At 51.3% G+C, this 13,235-nt stretch carries 7 protein-coding genes, 2 tRNA genes, 2 rRNA genes and 1 riboswitch; of the genes, 2 read left to right on the top strand and 9 right to left on the bottom strand.

What is annotated here, in order from left to right; all coding sequences use genetic code 11:
• Positions 1-14 precede the first annotated feature (14 nt).
• From AC0IWZ_RS21945 to btuB, 6 genes are all read right to left on the bottom strand, one after another.
• A 23S ribosomal RNA gene (locus AC0IWZ_RS21945) occupies positions 15-2,923 on the bottom strand.
• A gap of 206 nt (positions 2,924-3,129) precedes the next feature.
• Positions 3,130-3,205, bottom strand: a tRNA-Ala gene (locus AC0IWZ_RS21940).
• A gap of 113 nt (positions 3,206-3,318) precedes the next feature.
• Positions 3,319-3,395 (bottom strand) — tRNA-Ile (locus AC0IWZ_RS21935).
• 69 nt (positions 3,396-3,464) lie between these two features.
• Positions 3,465-5,004: ribosomal RNA gene (locus AC0IWZ_RS21930) — 16S ribosomal RNA — on the bottom strand.
• Together the 16S and 23S rRNA genes with 2 tRNA genes alongside form the textbook arrangement of a ribosomal RNA operon.
• Positions 5,005-5,388: 384 nt before the next feature.
• Positions 5,389-6,255 (bottom strand): glutamate racemase, encoded by an 867-nt coding sequence (gene murI / locus AC0IWZ_RS21925; protein WP_172895950.1) that lies wholly within the window; start codon positions 6,253-6,255, stop codon positions 5,389-5,391.
• On the bottom strand, positions 6,200-8,068 hold the full coding sequence (gene btuB / locus AC0IWZ_RS21920; protein WP_471678483.1) for a TonB-dependent vitamin B12 receptor BtuB: 1,869 nt from the start codon (positions 8,066-8,068) through the stop codon (positions 6,200-6,202). Before btuB ends, murI begins: the two co-directional genes overlap by 56 nt.
• Positions 8,069-8,135: 67 nt before the next feature.
• Positions 8,136-8,323: riboswitch (cobalamin riboswitch) on the bottom strand.
• 110 nt (positions 8,324-8,433) lie between these two features.
• On the opposite strand from btuB, the gene trmA reads away from it, so the two are divergent.
• Positions 8,434-9,534, top strand: a complete 1,101-nt coding sequence (gene trmA / locus AC0IWZ_RS21915) for a tRNA (uridine(54)-C5)-methyltransferase TrmA (RefSeq protein WP_410374142.1) — start codon at positions 8,434-8,436, stop codon at positions 9,532-9,534.
• A gap of 45 nt (positions 9,535-9,579) precedes the next feature.
• Here the strand turns inward: trmA and AC0IWZ_RS21910 are convergent, their stop codons facing one another.
• Positions 9,580-9,936 (bottom strand): YijD family membrane protein, encoded by a 357-nt coding sequence (locus AC0IWZ_RS21910; protein ID WP_034500093.1) that lies wholly within the window; start codon positions 9,934-9,936, stop codon positions 9,580-9,582.
• 15 nt (positions 9,937-9,951) lie between these two features.
• Positions 9,952-10,596 carry an HTH-type transcriptional repressor FabR gene (gene fabR / locus AC0IWZ_RS21905; protein WP_115631628.1) on the bottom strand — a complete coding sequence of 215 codons (645 nt, stop codon included), beginning with the start codon at positions 10,594-10,596 and terminating at the stop codon, positions 9,952-9,954.
• Between the two features lie 193 nt (positions 10,597-10,789).
• Between fabR and sthA the strand changes: the two genes are divergently transcribed.
• A complete protein-coding gene (gene sthA, locus AC0IWZ_RS21900; RefSeq protein WP_034500091.1) occupies positions 10,790-12,190 on the top strand; it encodes a Si-specific NAD(P)(+) transhydrogenase in 1,401 nt (466 codons plus the stop codon).
• On the opposite strand, the gene oxyR is transcribed toward sthA, so the two are convergent.
• Entirely contained in the window at positions 12,164-13,090 is a 927-nt protein-coding gene (gene oxyR / locus AC0IWZ_RS21895) for a DNA-binding transcriptional regulator OxyR (protein WP_034500089.1), read from the bottom strand. The genes sthA and oxyR overlap by 27 nt on opposite strands.
• Positions 13,091-13,235 lie beyond the last annotated feature (145 nt).

The raw sequence follows: 13,235 nt of genomic DNA, 5'->3' as shown, positions 1-13,235 counted from the left end.
ACCTTCGGTGTTGTAAGGTTAAGCCTCACGGATCATTAGTACTGGTTAGCTCAACGTATCGCTACGCTTACACACCCAGCCTATCAACGTCGTAGTCTTCAACGTTCCTTCAGGACCCTTAAAGGGTCAGGGAGAACTCATCTCGGGGCAAGTTTCGCGCTTAGATGCTTTCAGCGCTTATCTTTTCCGCATTTAGCTACCGGGCAATGCCATTGGCATGACAACCCGAACACCAGTGATGCGTCCACTCCGGTCCTCTCGTACTAGGAGCAGCCCCCCTCAATTCTCCAGCGCCCACGGCAGATAGGGACCGAACTGTCTCACGACGTTCTAAACCCAGCTCGCGTACCACTTTAAATGGCGAACAGCCATACCCTTGGGACCTACTTCAGCCCCAGGATGTGATGAGCCGACATCGAGGTGCCAAACACCGCCGTCGATATGAACTCTTGGGCGGTATCAGCCTGTTATCCCCGGAGTACCTTTTATCCGTTGAGCGATGGCCCTTCCATTCAGAACCACCGGATCACTAAGACCTGCTTTCGCACCTGCTCGAGCCGTCACTCTCGCAGTCAAGCTAGCTTATGCCTTTGCACTAACCTCACGATGTCCGACCGTGATTAGCTAACCTTCGTGCTCCTCCGTTACGCTTTAGGAGGAGACCGCCCCAGTCAAACTACCCACCAGACACTGTCCGCAACCCGGATCACGGGTCTACGTTAGAACATCAAACATTAAAGGGTGGTATTTCAAGGTTGGCTCCATGCAGACTGGCGTCCACACTTCAAAGCCTCCCACCTATCCTACACATCAAGGCTCAATGTTCAGTGTCAAGCTATAGTAAAGGTTCACGGGGTCTTTCCGTCTTGCCGCGGGTACACTGCATCTTCACAGCGATTTCAATTTCACTGAGTCTCGGGTGGAGACAGCCTGGCCATCATTACGCCATTCGTGCAGGTCGGAACTTACCCGACAAGGAATTTCGCTACCTTAGGACCGTTATAGTTACGGCCGCCGTTTACCGGGGCTTCGATCAAGAGCTTCAGCTTGCGCTTAACCCCATCAATTAACCTTCCGGCACCGGGCAGGCGTCACACCGTATACGTCCACTTTCGTGTTTGCACAGTGCTGTGTTTTTAATAAACAGTTGCAGCCAGCTGGTATCTTCGACTGCCTTCAGCTCCATCCGCGAGGGACTTCACCTACCGACAGCGTGCCTTCTCCCGAAGTTACGGCACCATTTTGCCTAGTTCCTTCACCCGAGTTCTCTCAAGCGCCTTGGTATTCTCTACCTGACCACCTGTGTCGGTTTGGGGTACGATTCGTTGTTACCTGATGCTTAGAGGCTTTTCCTGGAAGTGCGGCATTTGTTACTTCAGCACCGTAGTGCCTCGTCATCACACCTCAGCGTTAGATAAGAGTCCGGATTTACCTAAACTCTCCGCCTACATGCTTAAACCGGGACAACCGTCGCCCGGCTAACATAGCCCTCTCCGTCCCCCCTTCGCAGTAACACCGAGTACAGGAATATTAACCTGTTTCCCATCGACTACGCCTTTCGGCCTCGCCTTAGGGGTCGACTCACCCTGCCCCGATTAACGTTGGACAGGAACCCTTGGTCTTCCGGCGAGCGGGTTTTTCACCCGCTTTATCGTTACTTATGTCAGCATTCGCACTTCTGATACCTCCACCAGACCTCACAGTCCAGCTTCAACGGCTTACAGAACGCTCCCCTACCCAACAACGCATAAGCGTCGCTGCCGCAGCTTCGGTGCATGGTTTAGCCCCGTTACATCTTCCGCGCAGGCCGACTCGACCAGTGAGCTATTACGCTTTCTTTAAATGATGGCTGCTTCTAAGCCAACATCCTGGCTGTCTGTGCCTTCCCACATCGTTTCCCACTTAACCATGACTTTGGGACCTTAGCTGGCGGTCTGGGTTGTTTCCCTCTTCACGACGGACGTTAGCACCCGCCGTGTGTCTCCCGTGATAACATTCTTCGGTATTCGTAGTTTGCATCGGGTTGGTAAGCCGGGATGGCCCCCTAGCCGAAACAGTGCTCTACCCCCGAAGATGAGTTCACGAGGCGCTACCTAAATAGCTTTCGGGGAGAACCAGCTATCTCCCGGTTTGATTGGCCTTTCACCCCCAGCCACAAGTCATCCGCTAATTTTTCAACATTAGTCGGTTCGGTCCTCCAGTTAGTGTTACCCAACCTTCAACCTGCCCATGGCTAGATCACCGGGTTTCGGGTCTATACCCTGCAACTTAACGCCCAGTTAAGACTCGGTTTCCCTGCGGCTCCCCTATACGGTTAACCTTGCTACAGAATATAAGTCGCTGACCCATTATACAAAAGGTACGCAGTCACCCCATAAAAGAGGCTCCCACTGCTTGTACGTACACGGTTTCAGGTTCTGTTTCACTCCCCTCGCCGGGGTTCTTTTCGCCTTTCCCTCACGGTACTGGTTCACTATCGGTCAGTCAGGAGTATTTAGCCTTGGAGGATGGTCCCCCCATATTCAGACAGGATACCACGTGTCCCGCCCTACTCTTCGAGTTCACAGCATGTGCATTTTTGTGTACGGGAGTATCACCCTGTACCCTGCGACTTTCCAGACGCTTCCACTAATACACAAACTGATTCAGACTCTGGGCTGCTCCCCGTTCGCTCGCCGCTACTGGGGGAATCTCGGTTGATTTCTTTTCCTCGGGGTACTTAGATGTTTCAGTTCCCCCGGTTCGCTTCGTTAAGCTATGTATTCACTTAACGATAGTGCAACGAATTGCACTGGGTTTCCCCATTCGGAAATTGTCGGTTATAACGGTTCATATCACCTTACCGACGCTTATCGCAGATTAGCACGTCCTTCATCGCCTCTGACTGCCAGGGCATCCACCGTGTACGCTTAGTCGCTTAACCTCACAACCCGAAGGTGTCTCGTGAGACACAATCGATGTTGTGAAAATTTGAGAGACTCGAACATATCGTATTCCCATTCCTTATTACGGAGGAATGAGACGACATGTCGTTTCAATTTTCAGCTTGTTCCGGATTTTTAAAGAGCAAATACTTCTCAGCACACTGTTAAACAGTACACTTAGAAGTATTGGGTGAGCATGAAATGATGGTGGAGCTAAGCGGGATCGAACCGCTGACCTCCTGCGTGCAAGGCAGGCGCTCTCCCAGCTGAGCTATAGCCCCATCGATTTCGTAAAACCTTTGATTTACCGTGAATTATTCGCTAGTCAAGGCGCAGCGTCACGAAGCATATTGAAATATGCGAGTGATGCTGTAACGCAGGATAGCGGAGAATCTGGTAGGCCTGAGTGGACTTGAACCACCGACCTCACCCTTATCAGGGGTGCGCTCTAACCACCTGAGCTACAAGCCTATAAGGTTTTACTGCTCGTTTTCTATCAGACAATCTGTGTGAGCACTACGCAAGTTCGTATCTTTCAGGTAAGGAGGTGATCCAACCGCAGGTTCCCCTACGGTTACCTTGTTACGACTTCACCCCAGTCATGAATCACAAAGTGGTAAGCGCCCTCCCGAAGGTTAAGCTACCTACTTCTTTTGCAACCCACTCCCATGGTGTGACGGGCGGTGTGTACAAGGCCCGGGAACGTATTCACCGTAGCATTCTGATCTACGATTACTAGCGATTCCGACTTCACGGAGTCGAGTTGCAGACTCCGATCCGGACTACGACGCACTTTATGAGGTCCGCTTGCTCTCGCGAGGTCGCTTCTCTTTGTATGCGCCATTGTAGCACGTGTGTAGCCCTACTCGTAAGGGCCATGATGACTTGACGTCATCCCCACCTTCCTCCAGTTTATCACTGGCAGTCTCCTTTGAGTTCCCGGCCGAACCGCTGGCAACAAAGGATAAGGGTTGCGCTCGTTGCGGGACTTAACCCAACATTTCACAACACGAGCTGACGACAGCCATGCAGCACCTGTCTCACGGTTCCCGAAGGCACTAAGGCATCTCTGCCGAATTCCGTGGATGTCAAGAGTAGGTAAGGTTCTTCGCGTTGCATCGAATTAAACCACATGCTCCACCGCTTGTGCGGGCCCCCGTCAATTCATTTGAGTTTTAACCTTGCGGCCGTACTCCCCAGGCGGTCGACTTAACGCGTTAGCTCCGGAAGCCACTCCTCAAGGGAACAACCTCCAAGTCGACATCGTTTACGGCGTGGACTACCAGGGTATCTAATCCTGTTTGCTCCCCACGCTTTCGCACCTGAGCGTCAGTCTTTGTCCAGGGGGCCGCCTTCGCCACCGGTATTCCTCCAGATCTCTACGCATTTCACCGCTACACCTGGAATTCTACCCCCCTCTACAAGACTCTAGCCTGCCAGTTTCGAATGCAGTTCCCAGGTTGAGCCCGGGGATTTCACATCCGACTTGACAGACCGCCTGCGTGCGCTTTACGCCCAGTAATTCCGATTAACGCTTGCACCCTCCGTATTACCGCGGCTGCTGGCACGGAGTTAGCCGGTGCTTCTTCTGCGAGTAACGTCAATCACTGTGGTTATTAACCACAATGCCTTCCTCCTCGCTGAAAGTACTTTACAACCCGAAGGCCTTCTTCATACACGCGGCATGGCTGCATCAGGCTTGCGCCCATTGTGCAATATTCCCCACTGCTGCCTCCCGTAGGAGTCTGGACCGTGTCTCAGTTCCAGTGTGGCTGGTCATCCTCTCAGACCAGCTAGGGATCGTCGCCTAGGTGAGCCATTACCTCACCTACTAGCTAATCCCATCTGGGCACATCTGATGGCAAGAGGCCCGAAGGTCCCCCTCTTTGGTCCGAAGACGTTATGCGGTATTAGCTACCGTTTCCAGTAGTTATCCCCCTCCATCAGGCAGTTTCCCAGACATTACTCACCCGTCCGCCGCTCGTCACCCGGGAGCAAGCTCCCTGTGCTACCGCTCGACTTGCATGTGTTAGGCCTGCCGCCAGCGTTCAATCTGAGCCATGATCAAACTCTTCAATTAAAAGCTTGATTTGCTTCAACTCGTGAAGCGATGCTCAAAAATTAACTTTCGTAATAATTCAACTAAATGAATTACTGCTTGGTCACTCTTCAAGACTTGATATTTTTTTGATACCCGAAGGTATCTGAGATATCAATCCTGCGAGTGCCCACACAGATTGTCTGATAAATTGTTAAAGAGCAGTGAGTTACGCGCTTTCGCTTGCTAACTCGAGGTGGCGTATATTACGCTTTCCTCTTTCAGAGTCAAGCATTTATTTTCGCTTTTCATCTGGCTGACGGGCCGGTTTGTAAGCCGTTGTGCCGTGTCAGTGGAGGCGCAGTATAGGGATTTTCCGGAGGCTGACAACCCCTAATTTCAATTTTTATTTCAACCGTCGTTTTTTTATTCAAAATTGCTGCGAACTGCCAGTTTTTCAAGCCTTGGGAAGCCATAACGCTGCAAAACGGGTGCTAATTGAGCAATCTCTGGCGTGAGCCCCATACAGAACGCAATATTCTCATCCGCAGATAATGCATTCGGAGATTCATGTTCTAAAAGCCATACCGTACGACGAGCAATCGCAGCGCCTGAATCTATCAACCGAGTTCCTTCCGGCAGGACTTCCAGCAACTCTTCTTCTAATAGAGGGAAATGGGTGCAACCCAATACTACGGTATCTGGCGGCTCTTTCATTCTCAGCCACGGACGCAGGATTTTACGCAGTTCCTCAAGATCAACTGGCTGGCCATGCAGCTTGGCCTCAGCTAACTCCACCAGTTCCGCCGAACCGAGCATTTCGATTTTGCATTCTGACGCAAAGCGCGCGACCAGTTCGTGAGTATAAGGACGGCGAACTGTGCCGCGAGTCGCCAGCAACCCTACAACACCATTAGTCGTCAAGCGCGCAGCTGGCTTGATAGCGGGTACAACGCCGACAACAGGGAATGCGAACTTTTCGCGAAGCGCAGGAAGTGAAACGGTACTCGCCGTATTACAGGCAATGATGGCGAGTGCGAGCGGGTAGCGTTCCTGAACCGCAGTCACAATTTCTACCACGCGTTCAACAATGAACTCCTCGCTTTTCTCGCCGTAGGGAAATGCTACGTTATCGAAAGCATATATATAGTGCAGGTCAGGCAAAAGCTGCCGGACTTCATCATACACAGAGAGCCCACCGACACCGGAGTCAAAAACCAGTACGGTGGGACGTGTATTAGAAGGTATAGCTGCCAGTGAGGTAGTATTCCCGTCCTGGGGTTTGATAGCCATAAACCGTCTCGTAATCTTTATCGAACAGGTTGGCAATTCTACCACGAACGGTTAGCTGTGAGGTGACCGGATATGATGCGGAAACATCAACAGTGCTATAACTCGGCAAAACCTGCTGAGTCGGGCTATACGAAGAAGTGTTGTTGTCGTAGCGTTTGCCGTAATACTGCCAAGCAACATCCATATCAACATTAAACATACTCCAGTCGAGCTGATACTTAGCCTGACGCTTAGCACGACGGGCCAGCACTTCATCCGTCTGGTCATCACGCGGGTCCATATACTGAAGCGTCACTTTATGGGTGAAGATGCCAGTATCAACACTCCCCGTCCATTCCAACCCTTTGATGGTCGCGGACTTGATGTTGTCGTAATTGCCTTCGAAAGATCCCGGAGCAGAATAGTAAGTAATGAGGTTTTCTATCTGGTAATGATAAGCCGACAAGCGCCAATCTACTGGCCCTGTTAATCCTTCAAGTCCGGCTTCCCATTGTTTAGACTCTTCTGGCTTCAGGTTTGGATTTGAGTCGATACCAAAGCGTGTCGAACCAAACTGCTGCCCAAGCGAGGGTGCAAGGAATCCGGTGCCGTAAGAAACCGTGGCACGATACCCTTCAACAAACTCCCAACCAGCCGCCGTCTGCCATGTGCCATGCCAGCCAAATTGTTCGTCATTGTCTTCACGACCAGAGGCTTCCAGCGTCACATCGCCAAACTGCTGCTGACCACTGAGGTAAACACCTGTGTTATCGCGCTTATAGGTATCAGACATTGCCGTATCTGAAGACGTTAAGCGCTGCTGCTGCCAATCAACGCCTGCACTGACTGAGCCATTTCCTACAACAAAGTTATTACCCCATTGAATGTTACGCTGGGTCATATTGTCGAGAGTGGTACCGTCGTTATAGCGGCCATTCACGCTGCTATAGTTGTAGTCTTTTACTTTTTGATAGCTAGCCAACAATTGAGAAGAGTAAAGGCCAGAGTGGAAACGCATGCCTGCATCGAATGTCTGGTTGTAAAGTTGCTCTTCATCGCCGCCACCGGCATACCCATACGAGCCCTGGTCATAATCGGTATTGTTGGTATATCCGTAACCACGGAAGAAACCATCAAACTCGTCACTGAACTTATGCTCCAGCCCGCCCCAGAAAGATTTGCTGCGATAACCATCGCGGTCACTATCGCCGCTATAAGGTGAATCCGGCAGGACGTTGAAGCCTTTGGTCATTTCATACGAACCCGCGACCGTCGCCACGGTGTCACCAAAACGATGACGCAAAGCCCCGTCGTATTGCTGATAGCCGTTCGAGCCGACACCCGCATTGATTTGCGATTTCTCTTCATCGGTCTGCGTGATGATATTCACCACACCGCCAATTGCACCCGACCCATAAACCGCTGAACGAGGGCCGCGAATATATTCCACGCGTTGCACTAATGAGAGGGGGATCTGATTGATATCAGCAGTGTTAGAGATTCCTGGGCGAGCGATAGGAATACCATCCACCAGCACTAACACATGGCTTGCATTGGTTCCGCGAATAAACATAGAAGAACCTTGCCCAATGCCGCCGTACTGCGCGATATCCACGCCTGGCAAACGACGCATCACATCGTTAAGCGATTTTGCCTGCCACTGGTCGATATCTTCCCGGGTTACAACATCGGTTGGAGCCAGAACAGTATTTACCGGCTGCTGAAAACGGTTAGCCGTTACTACCAGGCTATTATCAGAATTGCTGTCTTGCGCCCAGCCTGAAAAAGCCGTTACGGACAACGCCGTAAACAGCGAAAGTTTTTTTAACTTCATTTATATAAGCATCCGCTTTCCAAAAAGGATGCCGCAGACATAACCGATAGCACGCGATAGTTATGACAAATTGCGACGTATACCGGCAGGTCTTCGGGCTTGGAGGCGTTTGTTAATGGATGATGACTTCCCACTTATATAAGCAGTGTCTGCACATGGCACTCATCCCGCTCTTCCTTACCGCTGCGCGTCAGCCCCAGAATTGCACTGGGTTCCCTTTTAACTTATAAAAAGGCCGGAAACGCTATGCTACGATTTTGTTAATAAGTTTGTCTATAAACATCAAAGTGCAACAGCACTGGACATCAGGAACCTATTCCCTACAATTCGCCGCGTAGTTTGACTCTATTAACAGGTATCAGCTCATGACCCCCGAACATCTCCCAATTGAACAGTACGACGCGCAACTGGCCGAAAAAGTCGCCCGCTTGCAAAGCATGATGGCCCCTTTTGCAGCGCCTGCGCCGGAGGTGTTCCGTTCGCCTGTCAGCCATTACCGGATGCGTGCTGAATTCCGCATCTGGCATGATGAAGATGATCTGTACCACATCATGTTTGACCAAGAGACGAAGCAGCGCATTAGGGTTAACACCTTCCCGGCAGCCAGCTCGCTTATCAACGCGTTGATGCCTGCAATGCTCGACGGCGTGCGTGATATTCCCGCCCTGCGCCATAAGCTCTTCCAGATTGATTATCTGACGACAATGAGCAACCAGGCGGTTGTTTCACTGCTATATCACCGCAAACTGGGTGAAGAATGGCAAGAACACGCCCAGGCGCTGCGCGATAAACTACGTGCTCAGGGTTTCAACGTTCACTTAATTGGCCGCGCCACCAAAACCAAAATCGAGCTGGATCAGGATTTCATCGACGAGCGTTTGACCGTAGCGGGCAAAGAGATGATTTATCGCCAGGTTGAAAACAGTTTCACGCAACCCAACGCGGCGATGAATGTTCATATGCTGGAATGGGCGCTGGACGCGACTCAAGACTCAAGCGGCGACTTGCTGGAACTATATTGTGGCAACGGTAACTTCTCGTTGGCACTGGCGCGTAACTTTAACCGCGTGCTGGCAACTGAAATCGCCAAGCCGTCTGTTGCTGCCGCGCAATACAATATTGAAGCGAATGAAATTGAAAACGTGCAAATCATTCGTATGGCAGCTGAAGATTTTACCCAGGCAATGAATGGCGTGCGTGAGTTTAACCGCCTGAAAGGCATCGACCTGAAAAGCTACCAGTGCGAAACGATTTTTGTCGATCCACCGCGCAGTGGCCTGGATAAAGATACCGTGAAGATGGTGCAGGCGTACCCGCGCATTCTCTACATTTCCTGCAATCCGCAAACCCTGTGCGAGAATCTGGAAACATTGTGCGAAACGCATAACGTGTCGCGCCTGGCGCTATTTGACCAGTTCCCTTACACGCACCATATGGAATGCGGCGTGTGGTTAACACGCAAATAGCAAAACGGACGCTTCGGCGTCCGTTTTTGTTTTTAGCTCAGGATGTTATTCAGTGACTTGCGTTCTAAGCGCCCGGACTTTAAAGCCAATCCAGAACAATAATGCGACTGAAAGTACCGCTGGCAGGAAGTTAGAACCCATTGACGGATATTCAGCCCGCACAACGGCGCTGTACAACAACACTCCCAGCACAAAACAAGCCGCTGCAATACTTGGCAGGCCAACCGGCATCGTGCGGTTTTGGTAGCGATGATGCAAACAGTACACCGTCAGCACCAGCGTAATAATAGGGAAAATGGAAAACGGCACAACCGAGCTAAACAACGCGGCAAACGTTCCGTTAATCGCAAGGCCAGCGATAAACGCTAACCCGAGCGTACCTCTCTCTTGTAACTGTTTCATTGCTCTTCCTTTCAATCACTCTTCTGATATTTGAGCTAATGCCACTTTCTCTTGCTCCCGGCGATACCAGTAATACGCACCTTTTGAAATCATACGTAACTGAAGCACCAGTCGCTCTTCAAGCTGACGACGCTGATCGGCATCAACGTCCAACGCTTCGGCACCAGCACTAAAGACAATCGTCACCATCGCTTCAGCCTGCGCTTCAGTAAAACTGCGCGGCATGCGATTTTCGAGTTCCAGATAGTCCGCAAGTTCCGCAATAAAATGCTGAATTTCACGCGCGACAGCGGCACGGAACGCGGCAGACGTTCCAGACCGTTCACGCAACAGCAAGCGGAATGCATTGGGATTATTACCGATAAATTCCATAAATGTTGAGACAGAAGTTCGAATTACGCTCCCGCCTTTGGCAATTCGTTGGCGAGCCTGGCGCATTAACTGGCGCAACATTAGGCCGCTCTCATCGACCATAGTCAGACCCAGTTCATCAACATCACGGAAATGGCGATAAAACGATGTTGGCGCAATTCCTGCCTCACGGGCGACCTCGCGCAAACTCAGGCTGGCAAAACTCCGTTCAGCACTTAATTGACTAAACGCGGCTTCGACCAGAGAACGCCTGGTTCTTTCTTTTTGTTGCGCTCTTACACCCATCATGTTGCCTGAATCTCTTAAATCGACGTCGCACTATACCAGAGAATAACTTAACTGGTTTTATACAGGTTTGTGAATGATTGTTTACGCGAGCTTGCTCGCGTTACGCAGCAAAAAGCACAACGACAATTGGGTTATCCCGGCGTTAATGTTACCATCGTGTTGCTTTTATGTATAAGAACAGGTAAGCCTTACCATGTCACACACCTACGATTATGACGCAGTAGTAATTGGTTCCGGCCCAGGCGGCGAAGGCGCTGCAATGGGGCTGGTGAAACTTGGAGCAAGGGTAGCTGTTGTTGAGCGCTACCATAACGTGGGTGGCGGCTGTACCCACTGGGGAACCATCCCCTCGAAAGCCCTCCGCCACGCCGTCAGCCGCATTATCGAATTTAATCAAAACCCTTTATACAGCGACCACACCCATCTACTCCGTTCTTCCTTCGCCGACATTCTCAATCATGCCGACAGCGTAATTAACCAACAAACTCGTATGCGCCAGAGCTTCTATGAGCGCAACCGCTGCGAGATGCTGCAAGGCGATGCACGTTTTGTCGATGCGCATACTATTTCGCTGGAATGTCACGATGGTTCGGTGGAGATGATTACCGCCGAGAAGTTCCTGATAGCCTGCGGCTCGCGCCCGTATCGTCCACCAGAAGTCGATTTCTCGCATCCACGCGTGTACGACAGCGATTCCATTCTCAACCTGCACCACGAACCGCGCCACGTCATTATTTATGGCGCAGGGGTGATTGGTTGCGAGTATGCGTCGATTTTCCGGGGCATGAACGTCAAAGTTGATTTGATCAACACCCGCGACCGTCTGCTGGCGTTTCTCGATCAGGAGATGTCTGATTCGCTCTCTTACCACTTCTGGAACAGCGGCGTGGTTATTCGTCACAACGAAGAGTTCGAGAATATTGAGGGCGTGGAAGATGGCGTGATTGTTTCGCTTAAATCCGGCAAAAAAGTGAAAGCGGATTGCCTGCTTTATGCGAACGGGCGCACCGGTAATACCGATTCGCTGTCACTGGAAAACGTGGGGCTGGAAGCCGATGGTCGTGGTCTGTTGAAGGTCAACAGCATGTACCAGACCGCACAGCCGCACATTTATGCCGTTGGCGATGTGATTGGTTATCCAAGTCTGGCCTCAGCGGCTTACGATCAGGGCCGAATCGCTGCACAAGCGATGGTCAAAGGTGAAGCGACGGCGCATCTGATTGAAGATATTCCGACCGGTATTTATACCATTCCGGAAATCAGCTCAGTCGGGAAAACCGAACAGCAGTTAACATCGATGAAAGTGCCGTACGAAGTGGGTCGGGCGCAGTTCAAACACCTTGCTCGCGCACAAATTGTCGGTATGAACGTGGGTACACTAAAAATTCTCTTCCATCGTGAGACGAAAGAGATTTTAGGGATTCACTGCTTTGGTGAGCGCGCGGCCGAGATTATTCATATCGGCCAGGCGATTATGGAGCAGAAAGGTGGCGGCAACACCATTGAGTACTTTGTTAACACCACCTTCAACTACCCGACCATGGCGGAAGCCTATCGGGTAGCGGCGTTAAACGGCTTGAACCGCTTGTTTTAACGCTGGCTCAAAATGGCCATCCATATGGGTACGGATGGCCTCTGCGAGTTGCTCATAGCGACCACGCAGCGGAGAACCCGGACGATAAACCAGGCCGATAGTACGACGCGGCTCTGGTTTATAACATGGCAAATAAACCACGCCATCGCGGCAACGCTCGTTCGGCACAGCCAGCGCAGGTAACAATGTTATCCCGCTTCCGGCGGCGACCATGTTGCGCAGCGTTTCAAGGCTGGTTGCACGGAAATGGGTATCTTCTTCAGCACCTGCTTCAAAACAGAAACCCAGCGCCTGATCGCGCAGACAGTGCCCGTCTTCCAGCATCAAAAGCTTCTCGCCCGCCAAATCTGACAACGGCACGCGGTCTCGATCTGCCCACGGGTGGTCCTGATAAATCGCCAGCATCATTGGCTCATCAAACAGCGGCACTTCAATAAACGCTTCGCTCTCTTTCACCAATGCCAGAATCGCACAATCGAGTTTGCCGCTATCAAGCTGCGCTAACAGCTGATGGGTCTGTGCCTCGTGAAGGTACATTTCTAGTTTGGGGAAAGTTTTATGCAGCATCGGGATAATCTGCGGCAGCAGATAAGGCCCAACGGTTGGAATCAAGCCAATGTGCAGCGGCCCGGACATCGCCTCGCCCTGCTGACTTGCCATCTCTTTGAGCACTTTAACTTCGCGCAACACCGTACGCGCCTGGTCCACCAGTAGCAAACCCGCCTGAGTGAACAAGACTTTACGGCTGGTACGTTCAAGCAACATCACGCCGAGTTCATCTTCAAGTTTACGAATCTGGCCGCTCAGCGTTGGCTGACTGACATGGCAGGCATCCGCTGCCCGACGAAAGTGACGATGTTCAGCCAGCGCCACCAGGTATTCTAGATCACGAATATTCATTCTCTATCCTCCGTCGCCATGATAGCCCATGGCGATAGAAATCATAGCAACGAACGATTATCCCTATCAACCATTGATATTGAATAATAGCCAGCAACAGCACAAACCATCCATCACAAACAAAAAAGCCCGGCACAAGGCCAGG

It is taken from the genome of Buttiauxella sp. AC142, from assembly GCF_979253435.1.
Note: the sequence above shows the minus strand (reverse complement) of the source record. Positions and strands in the feature narration are given on the sequence as shown.

Coding starts and splice junctions, on each gene's coding strand:
- btuB (WP_471678483.1), bottom strand. CDS start 8,068: ATGAAGTTAAAAAAACTTTCGCTGTTTACGGCGTTGTCCGTAACGGCT.
- fabR (WP_115631628.1), bottom strand. CDS start 10,596: ATGATGGGTGTAAGAGCGCAACAAAAAGAAAGAACCAGGCGTTCTCTG.
- oxyR (WP_034500089.1), bottom strand. CDS start 13,090: ATGAATATTCGTGATCTAGAATACCTGGTGGCGCTGGCTGAACATCGT.
- murI (WP_172895950.1), bottom strand. CDS start 6,255: ATGGCTATCAAACCCCAGGACGGGAATACTACCTCACTGGCAGCTATA.
- AC0IWZ_RS21910 (WP_034500093.1), bottom strand. CDS start 9,936: ATGAAACAGTTACAAGAGAGAGGTACGCTCGGGTTAGCGTTTATCGCT.
- sthA (WP_034500091.1), top strand. CDS start 10,790: ATGTCACACACCTACGATTATGACGCAGTAGTAATTGGTTCCGGCCCA.
- trmA (WP_410374142.1), top strand. CDS start 8,434: ATGACCCCCGAACATCTCCCAATTGAACAGTACGACGCGCAACTGGCC.